The following is a 19,272-nucleotide window of genomic DNA, read 5'->3' as shown; positions in this document are numbered from 1 at the left end:
TCGGACGCGTTCGGAGCCAGCCTGGCCCGCGCCAATGTCGCAATCATGGATGGCAGGGGATGAACGACGCCGAGCGGCCCCCGCGTTCGACCGGCAACAAGATCGTCCGCTTTGCCATTGTCGGACTGGCGAACACGGCCATCGACCTTGCCAGCTTCTTCCTGCTGCTCAAGCTCGGTGCTTCGCCGCTGCCGGCCAACGTTGCTGCCTGGTTCATCGCCGTCACCTTTTCCTTCGCGGCGAACGGCTTCTGGTCGTTCGAGCGCAATCGAGCCATCCGGCTGCGTGACGCATTCCTTCGCTTCGCCTCGCTTGGAGGGCTGATTTCGCTCGGCGTCTCCAGCCTCTCCATCGCGCTGTTTGCCGGCATCGCCGGAGTGTGGCCGGCAAAGATCGCCGGTGTCGTGGTGGCGGCGGTGCTGAATTTCCTCGCCGCGCGCTGGTCGATCGAAGGCCGGTTCTTGAGATAGGCGGAACTATTTTTCTTACGAAATTCCGGACGGAAAACCGCTACACACTTTTCCCTGGATTTCTTTACTCCGCCGGTTCCACATTGGTGTAGGCGGCTTCCTCCAACTCGCGCTTCAGTCGCGCTTCCTCATGGGTCTTCGGCGTCACGAAGCGGCCAAGCAGGAGATAGGCGACCGGCGTCAGGAACAGCGTCGAGACGGTGGCCAACCCCAGGCCGCCGACGATAACCCAGCCGAGCGCGACGCGCGCCTCGGCACCGGCGCCGCTCGCCAGCACCAGCGGCAAGCCGCCGAGCACGGTGCAGATCATCGTCATCATCACCGGCCGCACGCGGATGATCGAGGCCTGCTCGATCGCTTCGCGCACGCCAAGCCCGCGATCGCGCAGCTGGTTGGCGAATTCGACGATCAGGATGCCGTTCTTGGCCATGACGCCAACCAAAAGCACCAGGCCGATCTGGCTGTAGGCGTTGAGACTGGTGCCCGAGAGCAGAAGCGCGAAAATCGCGCAGGCCAGTCCGAGCGGCACCGTCGCCATGATGATGACGGCACTGACGAAACTTTCGAACTGGGCGGCCAGCACCAAAAGGATGATGACCAGCGCGAAGCCGAAAATGGTGATCATGGCGCTGTTGGTTTCGCCCAGCGTCGCCGCCTCGGCCAGAGGCAGGATGCGGCTGCCCGCAGGCAGCAGCGGCGTGGCGATCTCCTCGGCGCGGGTGAGCGCGTCGCCAAGCGCGAAGTCGCCACTGAGGTTGGAGGTGATGGCCACCGAGGGCTGCTGCTGTTCGCGCGACAGCGATGGCGGTACGGCACGTTCGGTCAGCGTGGCGATGGTCGACATCGGCACGAAACGTCCGTCTGCCGTCTTCAGGAAGATGTTTTCCAGATCGGTCGGATCGTTGATCGGATTGGTGGTCGAGACCAGCTTCACGCCGTAGCTGCGGTCGGCAATGTAGACGTCGACGACATCGTTGCCGTCGAGCATGGCCTGCAAGGTGTTGGCCAGTCCCGATATGTCGATGCCGAGGTCGGAGGCGCGCTCGCGGTCGATGGCCACGGCGAGCTGCGGTTGCGTCGGGTCGATCGACAGGCGCGGTGTCTGGAAGCGCGCGTCCTTCTGCATCTCGGCGATGATCTTCACGGCTGCGTCGCCGAGCGCCTTGCGGTCGTTGCCGACCAGCGCGAACTGCAGGCCGTTGCCGGCGCCACGGATGCCGAGGCTGTTGGGCTGTACCGGGAAGATGCGCACGCTCGGCACCTGCCTGGTCAACTGGCTGATCTCGGCCATGATCTCCTGCTGGCTGCGGCTGCGCTCGTTCCACGGCGCCAACGTCATCACCATGAAGCCGGAATTGTAGGAGCCGTTCTGGCCGGCATTCTCGAAGGTCGAGCGGATCTCGCCGGAATCGCGCATCGGCTGGATCAGTCTCTCGATCTTCTGCATCTGCTGCGTCGTATAGTCGAGGCTGACGCCTTGCGGGGCGCTGATGCGCAGAAGCACGGCGGCGCGGTCCTCGGTCGGCGTCAGCTCCTGGCGGATGGTGCCGAACAGCGTGAAGGCGGTGCCGGCAAACAGCACCGCGACCAGAAGCACGATCCATGGCGCGTCGAGGCAGGCGTGTAGGCCGCGCTTGTAGGCCGTATTGAGCGCGCCGCCGATGCGGGCGCCGATGCCATGGCCCCCTTCGTGGTGGAGCGATGCGCTGGTCAGCATGCGCGAGGCGAGCATCGGGCACAGCGTCAGCGCCACAACGCAGGACAATAGCACCGACATGGCAAGCACGAAGCCGAATTCGCGGAACAGGCCGCCGGTCTGGCCGGGCAGGAACGAAATCGGCACGAAGACGGCGACCAGCGTCAAGGTGGTGGCAATGACGGCGAAAAACACTTCCTGCGCGCCAAGCACGGCGGCGGCGCGGGGCCCCATGCCTTCATTGCGTCGTCGCACGATGTTTTCGAGCACGACGATGGCGTCGTCGACGACCAGTCCCGTCGCCAGCACCAGAGCGAGCAGGGTCAGGATGTTGACCGAGAAGCCGGCCAGATAGATGGCAGCGATGGTGCCGATCATGGCGACCGGCATCGACAGGCCGGGGATCAGCGTCGCGCGCCAGTCGAGGAGAAACACATAGATGACGATCAGCACCATGGTCACGGACAGGCCGAGTGCGATCTCGACCTCGTGCACCGCGCCCTTGACGAAGACGGCGTCGTCGCTGGTGATCTTGATCGACATGCCCTTGGGCAGGTTTTCCTGCAGCTTGGCGACGGCGGACTGGACGCCGGTCGAGATGTCCAGCGTGTTCGATTCCGCCTGGCGGATGATGCCGATGCCGATGCCGGTCTTGCCATCCGAGCGCAGCGTGGTCTGGCCGACGTCGGGACCGAGCGTGACGGTGGCGACGTCGCGGATGCGCGTCGTGCCGCCGACAATGATGTTTTCGAACTCTTCCGGCGTGGTCACGTCGGCAGTCGTGCGGACGATCAGGTCCTGGTTGGTCGTGGTGATCGAACCGGCAGGGGAATCGAAAGCGACCGAGGCAAGGGCGGCCCTGAGATCGGCAACCGTGAAGCCGAGGCTGGCCAGCTTGTTCTGGTCGACATCGATGCGAAAGATCTTGTCGCGGTCGCCATAGACCTGGACGTCGGCAACGCCGGGCACGGCGGCAAGCTCGTCCTCGATCTGGTCCTGGACCACCACGGTCATGTCCTGGATCGACATGTTGTCCGAGGTCACCGCCAGTCGCATCACCGCGTCGGAATTGGCGTCGGCCTTGACGATGCGCGGCGGATCGGCGGTGTCGGGCATCTGATTGGCGACGCGGCCGACAGCATCACGCACGTCCGAGGCGGCGACATTCAGATCGACGCCGTCGTTGAACTCGATGGTGACGCGGCTCGAGCCGAACGAGGAAGACGACGAGATCGACTTGACGCCTGAGACGCGGGCGACGGCGCCCTCGATCGTGTCGGTCAGTTCGCGGTCGACGGTCTCGGCCGCCGCGCCCTCGAAGGTGGTGGAAACAGTGACGACCGCGCGGTCGACATCAGGCAGTTCGCGGATCTCGACGCCGTAGAAAGCGGCCAGGCCGGCGACCGCAATCAGTGTGTTGAGCACGAAGGCCATGACCGGCCTGCGGATGAACAGGGCGGTGAAGCCGGTCTCGCTGGCGGTGTTGATGGTTCCGGTCATGAGCCTGCGGCGGCGTCCGCGGCGCGCTGCTCTTCGCCGGCAAGGCGAACCGCGCCGCCCTCGCTGACGCTCTGGGTGCCTTCTGTGACCACCATGTCGCCATTGTCGATCTCGGCGTCGATCAGCACGGTCTCGGTGTTGCGCTGGATGATGCGCACCGGGACCCGCCTGGCCTTGCCATCCTCGATCTGCCAGACATAGGCGCCGTCCGACCCCCACAGGATCGCCAGCGGGCTGACGGCCGGATAGGTTTGCCCCGGAAATTTCATGGTGATGCCGAACGACATGCCGGCGCGCAGCGAATCGGCCGGGTTGGCGATCTTGGCCTTGACCAGCAGCGTGCGACTCTTTTCATCGATGTGGTTGTCGATGGCCGAAACGGTGCCGCTATAGGCGTTGCTGGGATTGGCGATCGGCGTCGCCGTCAATTGCGCACCGACCTTGACGGCGGCGGCGAAGCGCTCGGGTACCAGGAAATCGACCAGGATCGAGGACCGGTCGTCGAGCGTGGCGATGGCCGACTGGTTGGTGACGTAATTGCCGGCCGAGATCGGCAGGATGCCGACGGTGCCGGCGATCGGCGCCAGGATCGACCGGCGCTGCAGTGCAAGTTCCGCGTCCTGAAGCGCCAGCTTGGCGCCCGCCAGCACCACCTCGGCATCAGCCACGGCTACCGGGGTCGCGGCATTGGAGGCACGCAGCGACTTAACGCGGTCGAGCTTGGACTGAGCGTCCTGCAAGGCGAGCTTGGCACGGTCCTGAGAGATCACTTCGGTCTCGGAATCGAGGGTGGCGAGGATCTGTCCCTTCTCGACATGGCTGCCGGATTCGACCAGCAGTTCGGCGAGGCGGCCGGAGCTGTAAGGATTGACGGTCACCGAGGCGTTGGCACGGCCGGTGCCGATCGCCTGCAGGCGGTCGTTGATAACAGCCGAAGTGGCCGCCAAGGCGACCACGTTCACCCGCTGGTTGCCGTTGCGGCCGTTTGCCTGCCTCGCGTTGGCGGCACCGGTTTCAGCCGGGGGCGTTGCCGCGTAAGCCCAGTCGATGCCCCAACGTGCCAGCACGTCCGGTGCGCCGGGATAAAAGCGCAGCCAGGCGGCTGCCGCCACCACCAGCACCACGAGTGCAAAAAGTATCTGTTTCCAGGCGGCCATCAGCACTCCGGTTGGTAAAACAATCCTTCCGTCTACCGGTTTCCCGAAATGAAGCAGACGCAGCGAGGCTATTGTAAGGCAAAGAAGCCGTCTCGATATCGCGTCTTTATGACAATTCTCCGGGGGCTGCGCACATTAAATATATGTAACGTTTGAGAAAATATGCGTAACGCTTCGGATCATCGCATATGCACTAACGCAGACTTTCCATCTCGCGAATGCGTTTGGCGCCTTCTGCTTCCAGTTGCCTGGTGACGGCGCCGATCAGCGTTTCGGCGACGACGAAAAGGGCCGCCGATGAATCCCATGCCGACGGCACTGCGGTTCGTCCGGCGATGACATGGCGAGCAAGGCGGGCGATCGGCGACAGCCACTGGTCGGTGAACAGTACGATCTGCACGCCACGCTGATGCGCCTTCTCGGCGAAGCGGAGGAGGCTGTCCTGGTAGCGCCTGATGTCGAAGATGACCAGCACGTCGCGCTTGCCCATGTCGATCAGCCGGTCACGCCACATGCTTTCCTGCCCGGCGAGGTGAAAGACATCCGGCTGGATGATGGCGAGGTGGGCGGCCATGTAGCGCGCCAGCGGATCGGTGAAGCGGCCGCCGATCAGGAAGGTCTTGCCGCGCCGGTCCGCCAGCCGGGCGGCGATGTCGGCAAGCTGCTTGTCGGACAGGTGCCTGAATGTCTCGCGCATATTGTCGAGCGTCGCTTCCAGCATCGGCGACACGGTCCCGCCGCCGGGCGAGGGCGGATTGAGCGTCCTTGTCGCCGGCGATTGCAGTTGCGCCGCCAGTTCGTCCTGCAGGCTCGACTGGAACTCCGGATAGTTCTGAAAGCCCAACCGGGCGACGAAACGCAGGATTGTCGGCGAGGAAACGCCGGCTGCGGCCGAGAATTCAGCGACCGTTTTCAAGCCGATCATCGGGTAGAAGGCAATCAGTGTCTGGGCCGCGCGCCGTTCGCTGGCCGGCATCGTGCCGACGCGGTCGGCGATCAGTTCGGCAATGTTGGAAATCATCTTTTCCCCACCCTTGGCTCGGTCGATGGTCTTTTCCGAAATCGCATTTGACAAAGCCGGACAAACTGTATGAAATCATCCACAGGGACGCAATGAGGCAAAATACGTAACATACGATACAGCGCTCCCCGGGGACGGCAGAGTATGGAGAAAGCACGGCCCGCCAGCCTTGCATCGTCTGATACCGTAAGGGTGACGAACCCCGGCGGATCAAGCCCTTTCGTGCTGACCTGCGATCACGCCTCGAACTTCCTGCCCGCCGAATTCGGCACGCTCGGCCTTGCTGTCGAGGACCTGTCGCGCCACATCGCCTGGGATCCCGGCGCGCTGCCGGTTGCCCGCCGCATGGCGCAGGCGCTCGACGCGACGCTCGTCGAAACCCGCATTTCGCGCCTTGTCATCGACTGCAACCGGCCGCTTGACGCGCCCGACCTGGTGCCGCCGGTCAGTGAGACAACGGCCATACCGGGCAATGCCGGCCTGTCGGAAAGTGAGCGTGCCGCGCGTGTCGCGCTTTCGTGGCGCCCTTTCCACGATACGATTGCGGATATCATCAGCCACAGGCTGTCACACGGTCAGGAAACGCGGCTGGTTTCGGTCCATTCCTTCACGCCGGTATACAAGGGCCGCAACCGGCCCTGGCATATCGGCATCATCCATGACGAGGATCGCCGGCTGGCGGCGCCGCTGATATCGGCGCTGAAGCGGCTTTCCGGTGTCACCGTCGGGGTCAACGAGCCGTATTCACCTGATGACCGCGTCTATTTCACGCTGGAACGGCATGCGCGCTCGCGCGGACTGCCCTGCGCGATGATCGAAATCCGCAATGACGAAATCGCCGGCGAGACCGGGCAGCGGAAATGGGCGGATCTGCTCACGGGCATTTTTTCGGATCTGGAGCCAGAGGAGGCCGGACACACCAGATCGCATTCAGTCGGAAAGTCAGTTCAATCGGCTAGCTAGGGCGGGATCTCATCCCGACCCGAAAACCAACAGGGGACACTAAAATGGCAGCACCGGGTTATACTGAAGTTGACAAGGCGGAGGACGTAAAGCACCTCCACAGCATGGGCTATGCCCAGGAATTGGAGCGGCGCCTCAGTCGCTTTTCGAACTTCGCCGTTTCCTTCTCCATCATCTGCATCCTGTCGGGCGGCATCAATTCGCTGGCCCAGGCCACCTCCGGCGCCGGCGGCATCGGCATCGGCATCGGCTGGCTGGTCGGCTGCTTCGTTTCGCTGACCTTTGCGGTCGCCATGTCGCAGATCAGCTCGGCCTATCCGACGGCCGGCGGCCTCTATCACTGGGGTTCGATCCTCGGCAACCGCGGCACCGGCTGGGTCACCGCATGGCTCAATCTGCTCGGCCTGATCACCGTGCTCGGCGCCATCAATGTCGGCACCTGGACGTTTTTCATCGGCGCTTTCGGCCCGACGCTCGGAATCGAAGGCACGCTGACAAACCAGATGATCTTTCTGATCATCATCACCGGCGCGCAGGCGCTGATCAACCATCTCGGCATCAAGCTGACGGCGAAGCTGACCGATTTCTCGGGCTATCTCATCTTCTTCGGCTCGATCCTGATCGCCATCGTCTGCCTGGCTTCCGCTGAGACCTGGGATTTCAGCCGTCTCTTCACCTTCAAGAACTATTCCGGGGACGCAGGCGCCGGCGTGTGGCCATCCGTCTCGAATGCCTGGGTGTTCGCGCTCGGACTGTTGCTGCCGATCTACACGATCACCGGTTATGACGCTTCCGCGCACACCTCGGAGGAAACCATCAAGGCGGCTTCTTCCGTGCCGCGCGCCATGGTCATGTCGGTGATCTGGTCGGCCGTTTTCGGCTATCTGTTCCTGGCCGCCTTCGTGCTGATGATCCCGAACATGGACGATGCCGCCAAGCAGGGCTGGAACGTGTTCTTCTGGGCCTTCGACCAGCGTGTAAGCCCCGGCATCAAGGAGTTCGTCTACCTCGTCGTGTTCGTCGCGCAGCTGCTGTGCGGCCTTGCCACGGTGACGTCTGCCTCGCGCATGATCTTCGCCTTCTCGCGTGACGGCGGCCTGCCGGGTTCGGCGGCACTCGCCAAGGTCAGCCCGACCTACCGCACGCCGGTGGCGGCGATCTGGACGGCTTCGATCCTGTCGGTGCTGTTCGTCTGGGGTTCGACGCTGGTTTCGGTCGCAGGCACTTCGGCCTACACCATCGTGGTTTCCTGCACCGTCATCTTCCTGTTCCTCTCCTTCACCGTGCCGATCGTGCTCGGCATGCTCGCCTGGGGCACGCCGAAGTGGGACAAGATGGGTCCCTGGAACATGGGGCGCGGCGTGTTCATGCTGTTCGCCTTCCTGTCGATCGTCTCAATGATCCTGATCTTCATCATCGGCATCCAGCCGCCGAACGATTGGGCGCTCTACATCACCGTCGGCTTCTTCATCCTGACGGCAGTCGTCTGGTTCGGCTTCGAGAAGCGCCGCTTCCAGGGGCCGCCGCTCGGCGACATCATTGCGGCGCGTCAGGCGGCCATCAAGGCGGCCGAACAGGCAGTCGGCGAAACCGGCCACTGACCTCCACCATCATGGCCATGGCCGGCATCGTGCCGGCCATGGTTTCGTTCAACTCATTCAAAGCCCAAGCGCTGGAGTGCCAAAGGAATGGCCGGAAATTTCTCGTTCGATCAGTTGAAGAAAGCGGTCTCCAGCGGTGAGATCGACACCGTGCTGGCCTGCATCGTCGACATGCAGGGACGGCTGGCGGGAAAACGCTTCCTGGCGCAGTACTTCGTCGATTCCGCGCATGACGAAACGCATGGATGCAATTATCTGCTGGCCGCCGACATCGATATGGAGCCGGTGCCGGGTTACAAGGCGGCGAGTTGGTCGAAGGGCTATGGCGATTTCGTCATGAAGCCGGATCTCGCCACGCTGCGGCGCATTCCCTGGCTGGAAAAGACCGCGCTCGTGATCTGCGACGTGCTCGACCACCACACGCATGACGACCTGCCGCATTCGCCGCGCGCCATCTTGAAGAAGCAGGTCAAGCGGCTGAGCGAGCGCGGCTATATCGGCTATTTCGCATCCGAGCTCGAATTCTATCTGTTCAACGAGACCTACGATTCGGCCCGCAAGAAGCACTGGCAAGGTCTCGACACCGCATCGCCCTATATCGGCGACTACCAGATCGGCATCACCACCAAGGAAGAAGGCGTCATGCGCCGGCTTCGCAACGAAATGGAAGCGGCCGGCATTCCGATCGAGAATTCCAAGGGCGAGTGGGGTCCGGGCCAGGAAGAGATCAATGTGCGCTATGCCGAGGCGCTCGACATGGCCGACCGCCACGTCATCCTGAAGAACGGCGCCAAGGAAATCGCCGAGTCCGAGGGCAAGGCGATTTCGTTCATGTCCAAGTATAATTACGGGCTCGCCGGCAATTCCAGCCACATCCACAATTCGCTGTGGAGCGCCGACGGCAAGACACCGCTGTTCTTCGACAAAAAGGCCGACTGGACGCTGTCGACACTCGGCCAGCAATGGGCCGCCGGCCAGCTCAAATACGCCAAGGAATTCACCTGGTTCCTGGCGCCCTATATCAACTCCTACAAGCGCTTCCAGGCCGGCACCTTCGCGCCGACCAAGATCATGTGGAGCGAAGACAACCGCACCGCAGGCTTCCGCCTGTGCGGCGAGGGCACCAAGGGCATCCGCATGGAATGCCGCATCGGTGGCGCCGACCTCAACCCGTATCTTGCTTTCGCAGCCCTGATCGCCGCCGGCCTTGCCGGCATCGACGAAAAGCTGGAATTGCAGAAGCCGTTCGTCGGCGATGCCTATCAGGCATCTCGCCTGCCGGAGATTCCGAAGACGCTGCGCGATGCCACCGACACGCTGGCGAAGTCGAAGATGCTCAAGCAGGCGCTCGGCGAGGATGTGCTCGAACACTATGTCCACACCGCAAAGTGGGAGCAGTTCGAATACGACCGCCGGATTACGGATTGGGAACTGCACAGAGGTTTCGAGCGGTATTAGGTATCGGCGGTTCGTCGGCGCCACCCCTTCACTCTTAGCCTTTCCCCGTGGGGAGAGGCTGTCGGCAGGCAGATGAGGGGCAGCGCCAGGCCACACGATTTTGTTGTAGAATACGAGGACTTACAAAATGACCGAGACGGTCAAACTCATTACCCCCGTCGATGGCTCGATCTATGCCGAGCGGCCGATTGCTACAGACCAGGCGATCAACGCCGCAGTGGAACGCGCCAAGGCGGCGCAAGAGAAGTGGGCTGAGACACCTATCGTCGAGCGCGGCAAGTACATGTTGGCTATGCTGGAAGCGCTGGTCGCGATGACCGACGAGATCGTGCCGGAAATCGCCTGGCAGATGGGGCGGCCCGTGCGCTATGGCGGCGAATTCGGCGGCGTCAGGGAACGCACCAACTACATGGTCGAGATCGCCGAGCAGGCGCTCAAATCGGTGCCGGCCTCCAACCCCAAGGACGGTTTCCGCCGCTATGTGAAGAAAGACCCGCTCGGCGTCGTCATGGTGATCGCGCCGTGGAATTATCCCTATCTGACCGCCGTCAACACCATCGTGCCGGCGCTGATGGCCGGCAACACCGTGATCCTGAAGCATGCGGCGCAGACGCTGCTGGTCGGCGAGCGCTTTCAGCAGGCTTTCGACAAGATCGGCCTGCCCAAGGGCGTGTTCCAGAATGTCGTGCTGAACCACGCCCAGACCGAAAGGCTGCTCGGCTCGGGCAAGATCGACCACGTCAATTTCACCGGTTCGGTCGGCGGCGGCCGCGCCATCGAAAAGGCGGCGGCGGGCACCTTCATGACGCTCGGCCTCGAGCTTGGCGGCAAGGATCCGGCCTATGTGCTGCCCGACGCCAAGATGGACCATGCGGTCGCCAATCTGGTCGACGGCGCCTTCTACAATTCCGGCCAGTGCTGCTGCGGCATCGAACGCGTTTATGTGCACGAGAAGGTCTATGACGAATTCGTCGAAGGCTTCATCGCCGAGACAAAGAACTATGTCGTCGGCAATCCGCTCGATCAGGCGACGACGATGGGACCGATGGCGCAGGCGCGCTTTGCTGACCTGATCCGTGAACAGAAGGCGGAAGCGCTGCGCAAGGGTGCCAAGGCGCACATCAACATGAAGGTGGCTAACGACAAGGCTGGTTCGCCTTATCTGGCACCTGAGGTGCTGACAGAAGTCGATCATCAGATGAGCGTCATGCGCGAGGAAAGCTTTGGCCCGATCGTCGGCATCATGAAGGTGCGCAACGACGAAGAGGCGATCGCGCTGATGAACGACAGTCCCTACGGGCTGACCGCTTCGATCTGGACGCGCGATACCGAGCATGCCGTGGCGATCGGCAACCGCGTCGAGACCGGCACGGTGTTCATGAACCGCTGCGACTACCTCGACCCGGCCTTGGTCTGGACCGGCGTCAAGGACACCGGCAAGGGTGCGGGCTTGTCGGCCATCGGCTACGACAATCTGACCCGGCCGAAATCATTCCATCTGCGCGAAGCCATCTGATTTATTGAAAGACAAAAATGTCCAAGCTGATCTCCAAATGGAACTACCCCACCACCGTCCGCTTCGGCGCCGGCCGCATCAAGGAATTGCCTGAGGTGCTGGCGGCCACCGGCATCAAGCGGCCGTTGTTCGTCACCGACCCTGGACTGGCGAAACTGCCGGTCGTCGCCTCGACGCTGAAGATACTCGACGACGCCAAGGTTCCTTACGGCGTCTTCTCCGAGGTCAGGCCTAACCCGGTCGAGTCCAATCTGACCGCCGGCATCGCCGTGTTCAAGAAGGGCAAACATGACGGCGTCATCGCCTTCGGCGGCGGTTCGGCGCTCGATCTCGGCAAGCTGATCGCCTTCCAGGTCGGGCAGGTCAGGCCGGTATGGGATTTCGAGGATGTCGACGACTGGTGGACGCGCGCCAATTCGGACGCCATCGCGCCGATCATCGCCGTGCCGACCACCGCCGGGACCGGATCGGAAGTTGGCCGCGCCGGCGTTATCACCAATGAGGCGACGCACACCAAGAAGGTCATCTTCCATCCGAAACTTTTGCCAGCAATCGTTATTGCCGATCCGGAGCTGTCGGTCGGCATGCCCGGCTTCATCACCGCCGGCACCGGCATGGATGCGCTCGCCCACTGTCTCGAGGCCTATTGCGCGCCGGGCTATCATCCGATGGCCGACGGCATCGCCGTCGAAGGTGTGAGGCTGGTCTTCGAGAACCTGCCGAAGGCCTATGCCAACGGCAGGGATCTCGTCGCGCGCGCCCACATGATGAGCGCCGCCGCCATGGGCGCCACTGCCTTCCAGAAGGGGCTCGGCGCCATCCATTCGCTGTCGCATCCGGTCGGTGCGCTCTATGACACCCATCACGGCATGACCAATGCGGTGTTCATGCCCTATGTGCTCGCCTTCAACCGTGACTCCATCGAGGAGCGTATCGGCCGGCTCGCCGCCTATTGCGGCATCAAGGGCGGCTTCGACGGGTTCGCCAAGGCGATTATCAAGCTGCGCAAGGAATTGAAGGTGCCGCATGCGCTGCCGGGCCTTATCAAGGGGCTCGACATGGACAAGAAGCGCAAGGCGCTGATCGCCGACATGGCGGTGGTCGATCCGACCGCCGGCGGTAACCCGGTCAAGCTGACCAAGAAGGCGGCGCTGACCTTGCTCGAAAACGCCATTGCCGGCACGGTCTGAGGCGTTTTCCGCGCCGCAAAGTGATCTGAAAAGGGGCTATGAAAACAAGGGGGAGGATGACGGGCAAGGCACAAACTAGTTAGCCGGAAAAAGAATCGCGGAGCGATTGCTACATCAGGTTAAAAAGAGTTTACTTTTTCGCACTGCGAGCAGCCGCTTTCACAAAGCTTTCATCTGGCTGTCACATGAAAACGATACCGCATCGCAGGCGTCCAACGGCGTCAGTTCAACGGAGAGAACACATGTTCAAGTTCACGGGGAAAGTGCTTTCCCTTTCGGCCGCGGCGCTTTTCGCGTCGACGGTGATTTCGTCCGCGGATTCGCTGGACGATCTCGTCAAGGCTGCCAAGGCGGAAGGCCAGCTCACCACCATCGCGCTGCCGCATGACTGGTGCGGCTATGGCGATGTCATCGCAGGTTTCAAGGCGAAGTATCCGGAAATCACCGTCAACGAACTCAACCCCGACGCCGGCTCCGGCGACGAGGTCGAGGCGATCAAGGCCAACAAGGACAACAAGGGCCCGCAGGCGCCCGACGTCATCGACGTCGGCCTGTCCTTCGGCCCGACCGCCAAGGCCGATGGCCTGATCCAGCCTTACAAGGTGTCGACCTGGGACTCGATCCCCGACAGCGCCAAGGATGCCGACGGCTTCTGGTACGGCGACTATTACGGCGTTCTGTCGTTCATGGTGAACAAGGACCTGATCAAGGAATCGCCCACCGACTGGGCCGACCTCTTGAAGCCGGAATTCGCCAACGCGGTCGCTCTTGCCGGCGATCCGCGCGTTTCAAACCAGGCCATCCAGGCTGTCTACGCCGCCGGCCTTTCCGGTGGCGCCGCAGCCGGTGAAGCTGCCGGCACTGCTGGCCTAGACTTCTTCAAGAAGCTCAACGCCGCCGGCAATTTCGTTCCGGTCGTGGGCAAGCCGGCAACGCTTGCCCAGGGTCAGACCCCGATCCTGATCAACTGGGACTACAACGCGCTCGCCGGCCGCGACACGCTGAAGGGCAACCCGCCCGTCGACGTCATCGTGCCGAAGACCGGCGTCGTCGCCGGCGTCTACGTGCAGGCGATCAGCGCCTACGCGCCGCATCCGAATGCAGCCAAGCTGTGGATGGAATACCTCTACTCCGACGAAGGCCAGATCGGCTGGCTGAAGGGCTATTGCCACCCGATCCGCTTCAACGATCTCGCCAAGAACGGCAAGATCCCGGCGGACGTGCTGGCCAAGCTGCCGCCGGCGGAATCCTATGCCTCGGCCGCGTTCCCGTCGCTCGACGAGCAGGCTAAGGCCAAGGAAGCTATCAGCAAGAACTGGGACGCCACTGTCGGCGCCAACGTCAAGTAAGACTTGAAATCCACCGGGCGGCCGCGAGGCCGCCCGGTCCTTCCTCGAAGACGGTAGCCGGCGCATGACCGATCTCTCGCTTTCAAATCAGGCATTCGCCACCAAGCCGGTGCCGCCGAAGGAGGCGACCGCCTTCCGCTTGCCGACGCAATGGATCGGCGTGGCGCCGTTCTTCATCTTTGCCCTAATGTTCTTGATCCTGCCCACGCTCTATCTCGTCGTGGGAGCCTTCCGGAACGGTGAAGGCGGGTTCACGCTCGACAATATTCTGCAGCTGGTCAGCGATCCGTCGATCAGCAATTCCTACTGGTCTTCGATCAAGATCAGTTTCTGGTCGGCCATCATCGGGGCGTTTGCCGGGCTCGCCATCGCGATCGCGATCGTGCGCGGCGGACTGCCAAGCTGGACGCGCTCCGCGACCCTGACGTTTTCGGGCGTCGCCTCGAATTTTGCCGGCTTGCCGCTCGCCTTCGCGTTCCTGGCTACGCTCGGCCGTGTCGGTATCGTCACGACGCTTCTGCGTGACGTGCTCAACATCAACATTTACGCGATGGGCTTCAATTTTCTCACCACAACGGGCCTGATCGCGGTCTATCTGTTCTTTCAGATTCCCCTGATGGTGGTCATCATCGTGCCAGCCATCGATGGCTTGAAGAAGGAGTGGGGCGAGGCTGCGGCCACGCTCGGTGCCACGCAGGCGCAGTACTGGCGCATGGTTGTCATCCCTGTGATATGGCCGAGTTTTCTCGGTACGGTCATCCTGTTGTTTGCGAACGCCTTCGGCGCCATCGCCACCGCTTATGCGTTTGCCGGTCCGACGCTTAATATCGTTCCGATCAAGCTCTACTCGCAGATGAACGGCGACGTGCTGCACAACCCGCAACTCGCTTATGCCATAGCCTTTGGCATGATCGTCATCACCGGGCTTGCGAATGTCTTCTACATCTGGTTTCGGACTCGGTCCGAAAGGTGGCTCAAATGAAGTCAGGTAAGTTCTGGGCCTGGGTCGTCTTTGTTGTCGGGGCTGCCTATTTCTTTATTCCGTTGATCGCGACGGTCGAGTTCTCGCTGCGCATGCGGCGCGGCGTCCACTCCTTCGACGCCTATCAAGTCGTGCTGGGAGACGCGCGCTTCCAGTCAACTTTCCTTTTTTCAGTCATCGCTGCCCTCTGCACCATTATCCTGGGGGTGCTGATCGTGGTGCCGGCGGCATACTGGATCCGGCTGCGTCTGCCTCAGCTCAGGCCAATCGTCGAATTCATCACCCTTTTGCCGCTGGTCATTCCGGCAATCGTCATCGTCTTCGGCTATATCAGGATGTACGGCTCGAACTCGCCGCTGCCATTCTTGGCAAGCAATTGGGGTGCGAACGCGTTGCTTGTCATTGGCTATACGACGCTGTCTCTGCCTTACATGTATCGGGCCGTTGACACCGGTCTGCGCACCATCGATGTGCGTACGCTGACCGAAGCCGCGCAAATTCTGGGTGCGGGCTGGGGCACCATCATCACCCGCGTCATCCTGCCCAATGTGCTGATCGCGGTGCTGTCCGGCGCATTCCTGACTTTCGCCATCGTCATTGGCGAGTTTACAATGGCCAGCCTGCTCAGCCGTCCGGCTTTCGGCCCGTATCTGCAGAACATCGGCGCCAACCGTGCATACGAGCCCGCAGCCCTTGCAGTGATCGCCTTCGCCATCACCTGGGGCTGCATGTCGCTGATCCAGATCCTGTCCCGCTTCGCGCCGAAATCGGCGAACCGCCCAAATTGATCGAGAGAACCACGCCATGGCCGACCCATTCCTCTCCATCCAGCACGTTCGAAAATCTTTCGGCGCCACCACGGTGGTGGAGGACTTCAATCTCGACGTAGAGCGCGGCGAATTCGTCTCCTTCCTCGGGCCATCCGGCTGCGGCAAGACGACGGTGTTGCGCATGGTTGCCGGTTTCGAGGAGCCGAGCGCGGGCACGATCGTCGTCAGCGGCAAGGACATTACGAGACTGAAGCCCAACCAGCGCAATGTCGGCATGGTGTTCCAGGCCTATGCGCTGTTCCCGAACCTGACCGTGGCGCAGAATATCGGCTTCGGCTTGAAGGTCGCCGGCATGCCGAGGGCGGACATCGATGCCCGCGTCGCCGAGATGCTCGGCATCATCAAGCTGCCGCAGATGGCGGATCGCTATCCCTACCAGCTCTCGGGCGGCCAGCAGCAGCGCATCGCGCTAGCCCGCGCCATCGCGCCGAAGCCAAAGCTGCTGCTGCTCGACGAGCCGCTGTCGGCGCTCGACGCCAAGGTGCGCGTGTCGCTGCGCGAGGAAATCCGGTCGATCCAGAAGAAGCTCGGCATCACCACCATCTTCGTCACGCACGACCAGGAAGAGGCGCTGTCGATCTCGGACCGCATCGCCGTCATGTATGGCGGCAAGGCCGAGCAGGTCGGCACGCCATTCGAGATCTACAACCGGCCGGCAACCAAGTTCGTCGCCAATTTCGTCGGCACGCTGAATGTGCTGGAAGGCACCGTCACCGATGCCGCCGCGGGCACGGTGCGGGTCAATTCCGAACAGGTCTCGCTCAAGGGCAAGCTCAACGGTTCCAAGTCGGGCGACACGCTGTCCCTGGCGCTGCGTCCGGAAGCTATTTCGCTGGGCCGCCAGCCTGGCCGTGACTCCAGCCTATCCGGAGAAATCTCCGAAGTGCATTTCCTCGGATCGGTCATCCGGGTTCGTGTCGGCATCGGCGGCAACACGGTCTCGCTCGACACGTTCAACAGCCCGGCAACGCCGCCCCCCGCAGTTGGTGAGAAGGCCGAGATCTCGTTTTCTTCGAGCGATATGCTCGTGCTGCACTAGGCTGCTGCGCTTGTTTGGAATGAATGGCTGTATCCCGGTTAGCGAAGGGGGAAGGATGCTTCCGCCCGCGTGGCATGGGCTGCAGTGCAGGGAAGTCCGCGTTTAAGCGAGCCCCATATCAGATGATTTCAATGTCGGTGTGGACGGCGATTTGTCAGGAAGCAATTCGAGGTATTTTCTGCCGGCTCGAGCTTGCCGGGCAATCAACAATTTCCAGCCGCTTTGCCGCTGCCAGAATCTCGCTTCCCGGCTATAAGAGGCCATGGTTCTTTTCGAACTGACACTCGTTCTGCTGTTGATCGCCGTTGCGCTGACGGCGCTGTCGCGGCGCGTGCAGGTTCCTTATCCCTCTTTGCTGGCGCTGGCAGGGGTGGCCATCGCCTTCGTGCCTGGCGTGCCGACCATCGAGATCGACCCGGAACTGGCGCTTGCCCTGTTCATCGCGCCGGTGCTGCTCGACGCCGCCTATGACACGTCGCTGCGCGATCTCAACCGCTACAAGGTGCCGCTTGTGCTGCTGGCGCTTGGTGCCGTCCTTTTCACGACAGCGACGGTGGCGCTGGCCGGCTGGGCGATGGCAGGTCTGCCGATTGCCGCGGCTATAGCGCTTGGCGCCATCGTGGCGCCGCCCGATGCGGTTGCGGCATCGGCCGTGCTTGGCCAGTTCAAGGTGCCGCATCGCATCACTGCCATTCTGCAAGGCGAGAGCCTGCTTAACGACGCCACCGCGCTGCTGATTTACCGAATGGCGATTTCTGCGGCAGCAGGCTCCATTCTGCTGAGCAGCGCCGTTCCGATGATCCTGCTGTCCACGCTCGGCAGTCTTGCGGCCGGCTATCTGCTTGGCCGGTTGTCTCTGATGACGCTGGGCCGGATCGAGGACCCGGCGAGCGGCACTGTGGTGCAATTTGCCGGCACGTTCGGGGTCTGGATCCTGGCCGACAGGATCGGACTGTCGGCCATCATCACCATAGTCGTCTATGCCATGACGATCGCCCGCACCGCGCCGCGCCGCATGCCGGCCAGAAACCGCATCAGCTCTTATTCCGTCTGGGAAACGGCGGTCTTCGTGCTCAATGTTCTGGCTTTCGTGCTGATGGGCCTGCAGGCGCGTACGATCGTCGGCCGGCTTGCCGGGCAGGGGCAGACCGATGCGTTCGTCCTGGCCGGGACAGTGCTCGCCATCGTCATCGTCTCACGCTTCGTCTGGGTTCTGGGGTGCGGCGCGATCATCAGGTGGTTTGACCGTTTCGGCGTGGCTGATCGTCAGCGTGACGCTCCGTCGTTTCGTGGCGGCGTGCTGATCGGCTGGTGCGGGATGCGCGGTTTGGTGACGCTTGCGGCGGCATTCGCCCTGCCGGCTGAATTCCCGGCCCGCGACCCGATCGTGCTCGCTGCCTTCACGGTCGTCCTCGGCACGCTGGTGCTGCAAGGCATGAGCCTGAAGCCGCTGCTGCGCCTTTTGAACCTCAACCCTGACGAAACGGTCGACCGCGAGGTTGCGCAGGCGCGTGTTGTGGTCATGCAGGCGGCGCTCGACATATTGAGCGGCAAGACATCGGACGCGGCGGCCGCGGTGCGCGAGCAATATGCCGCTCAACGCAAGATCGCCAAAAACCCCGACGATGCCCAGGCGGCGACCGAATATGACCGCTTGCGTCTTTATGCGATCAAGAGCCAGCGCGACGCGCTGGAGGAATTGCGCCGCAATGGGACGATTGGCGACGAAGCCTATCATCGCCTTGAGGAAGAGATCGACTGGACCGAACTGGCCGCGTCGCCACCCGGCCGGTTCCAGCCGCTGAATACTTGAGGCATCGCACGCCGTTTTCCGGCGCACGGAAGATACCGAAGTGCTTCGGGATCGGTGCATGATCCCGGTCAGGGGCAAGGCTGGTCCAAGCCAGGTCCATTCTCCTGCACATTGCAACCGCGGCATCGAACCGCTACTGCCAACACGAAATTGAGCCGGATAAGCAATGAAGCTGGTCAGCTACAACATCCAGTACGGGTTCGGCAGCGACGGGCGCTACGATCTTTCGCGCGCCGCGCGCATCGTTGCCGGCGCCGACGTCATTGCACTGCAGGAAGTCGAGCGTCACTGGCAACGCAGCAATTTCGACGATCAGCCGGAGCTGCTTTCCAGCCTGCTGCCCGACTATCACTGGGTCTATGGCCCGGCCTTCGACATGGACGCCAGCGAGCGGCATGACGGCCGCCTGGTCAACCGGCGCCGCCAGTTCGGCACCATGGTGCTGTCGAAACTGCCGATCGTCTGGTCGCGGCTGCATGCGCTGCCGATGCGCCGCACGCTGCGGCCGCTCAACACCCGCAATGCAGCACTTGAATGCATGATCCGCACGCCGGCAGGGCCGGTGCGGGTGTTGTCGCTGCATCTCGCCCATATCGCGGCCGAGGAGCGGCTGGAGCAGATCGACTATCTCCTGGCCGAGCATCGCCGGGCACCGTCCGATGGCGGACCGTGGAGCGGCGTCGACGA

The 19,272-nt window shown here is 62.6% G+C and carries 15 protein-coding genes; 12 read left to right on the top strand and 3 right to left on the bottom strand.

Annotated features, from left to right (window positions below; translation table 11 throughout):
- On the top strand, positions 1-470 hold a 470-nt coding region (locus EOA22_RS04590; protein ID WP_245478592.1), incomplete at its 5' end, for a GtrA family protein.
- Between the two features lie 64 nt (positions 471-534).
- On the opposite strand, the gene EOA22_RS04585 is transcribed toward EOA22_RS04590, so the two are convergent.
- The 3 genes from EOA22_RS04585 to EOA22_RS04575 all read right to left on the bottom strand — a co-directional run bounded on the left by EOA22_RS04585 (position 535) and on the right by EOA22_RS04575 (position 5,844).
- Positions 535-3,666, bottom strand: a complete 3,132-nt coding sequence (locus EOA22_RS04585) for an efflux RND transporter permease subunit (protein WP_063168964.1) — start codon at positions 3,664-3,666, stop codon at positions 535-537.
- The gene (locus EOA22_RS04580; protein WP_063170332.1) at positions 3,663-4,823 is read right to left on the bottom strand and encodes an efflux RND transporter periplasmic adaptor subunit; all 1,161 of its coding nucleotides are present in this window, start codon (positions 4,821-4,823) and stop codon (positions 3,663-3,665) included. The genes EOA22_RS04585 and EOA22_RS04580 overlap by 4 nt, the downstream gene beginning before the upstream one ends.
- A 193-nt stretch (positions 4,824-5,016) precedes the next feature.
- Positions 5,017-5,844: a MurR/RpiR family transcriptional regulator gene (locus tag EOA22_RS04575; RefSeq protein ID WP_063168963.1), complete on the bottom strand. Its 828-nt coding sequence runs from the start codon at positions 5,842-5,844 to the stop codon at positions 5,017-5,019.
- Positions 5,845-5,988: 144 nt separating this feature from the next.
- Between EOA22_RS04575 and EOA22_RS04570 the strand changes: the two genes are divergently transcribed.
- The 11 genes from EOA22_RS04570 to EOA22_RS04520 all read left to right on the top strand — a co-directional run.
- The gene (locus EOA22_RS04570; protein WP_024502760.1) at positions 5,989-6,807 is read left to right on the top strand and encodes an N-formylglutamate amidohydrolase; all 819 of its coding nucleotides are present in this window, start codon (positions 5,989-5,991) and stop codon (positions 6,805-6,807) included.
- Positions 6,808-6,851: 44 nt separating this feature from the next.
- Positions 6,852-8,408, top strand: coding sequence for an amino acid permease (locus EOA22_RS04565; RefSeq protein ID WP_013529681.1), 1,557 nt, complete (start codon positions 6,852-6,854; stop codon positions 8,406-8,408).
- 87 nt (positions 8,409-8,495) lie between these two features.
- Entirely contained in the window at positions 8,496-9,866 is a 1,371-nt protein-coding gene (locus tag EOA22_RS04560) for a glutamine synthetase family protein (RefSeq protein WP_013529682.1), read from the top strand.
- A 127-nt stretch (positions 9,867-9,993) separates the two neighbouring features.
- Positions 9,994-11,382 carry an aldehyde dehydrogenase family protein gene (locus EOA22_RS04555; RefSeq protein ID WP_063168962.1) on the top strand — a complete coding sequence of 463 codons (1,389 nt, stop codon included), beginning with the start codon at positions 9,994-9,996 and terminating at the stop codon, positions 11,380-11,382.
- A 17-nt stretch (positions 11,383-11,399) separates the two neighbouring features.
- Entirely contained in the window at positions 11,400-12,572 is a 1,173-nt protein-coding gene (locus tag EOA22_RS04550; RefSeq protein ID WP_063168961.1) for an iron-containing alcohol dehydrogenase, read from the top strand.
- Between the two features lie 242 nt (positions 12,573-12,814).
- Positions 12,815-13,921 (top strand): ABC transporter substrate-binding protein, encoded by a 1,107-nt coding sequence (locus tag EOA22_RS04545; RefSeq protein WP_013529685.1) that lies wholly within the window; start codon positions 12,815-12,817, stop codon positions 13,919-13,921.
- A 187-nt stretch (positions 13,922-14,108) separates the two neighbouring features.
- Entirely contained in the window at positions 14,109-14,903 is a 795-nt protein-coding gene (locus tag EOA22_RS04540; RefSeq protein WP_224621361.1) for an ABC transporter permease subunit, read from the top strand.
- The gene (locus EOA22_RS04535) at positions 14,900-15,691 is read left to right on the top strand and encodes an ABC transporter permease (RefSeq protein WP_063168960.1); all 792 of its coding nucleotides are present in this window, start codon (positions 14,900-14,902) and stop codon (positions 15,689-15,691) included. The genes EOA22_RS04540 and EOA22_RS04535 overlap by 4 nt, the downstream gene beginning before the upstream one ends.
- 16 nt (positions 15,692-15,707) lie before the next feature.
- Complete coding sequence (locus EOA22_RS04530) at positions 15,708-16,772, top strand: ABC transporter ATP-binding protein (protein ID WP_013529688.1); 1,065 nt, start codon at positions 15,708-15,710, stop codon at positions 16,770-16,772.
- Between the two features lie 262 nt (positions 16,773-17,034).
- Entirely contained in the window at positions 17,035-18,585 is a 1,551-nt protein-coding gene (locus EOA22_RS04525; RefSeq protein WP_027161381.1) for a sodium:proton antiporter, read from the top strand.
- 166 nt (positions 18,586-18,751) lie between these two features.
- Positions 18,752-19,272: endonuclease/exonuclease/phosphatase family protein (locus EOA22_RS04520; protein ID WP_245478591.1), on the top strand; the 521-nt coding region annotated here is incomplete at its 3' end.

This window comes from Mesorhizobium sp. M7A.F.Ca.US.014.04.1.1 (genome assembly GCF_003998745.1).
GTDB classification, from domain to species: Bacteria; Pseudomonadota; Alphaproteobacteria; order Rhizobiales; family Rhizobiaceae; genus Mesorhizobium; species Mesorhizobium ciceri.
This window is presented reverse-complemented; position numbering and strand designations above follow the sequence as displayed.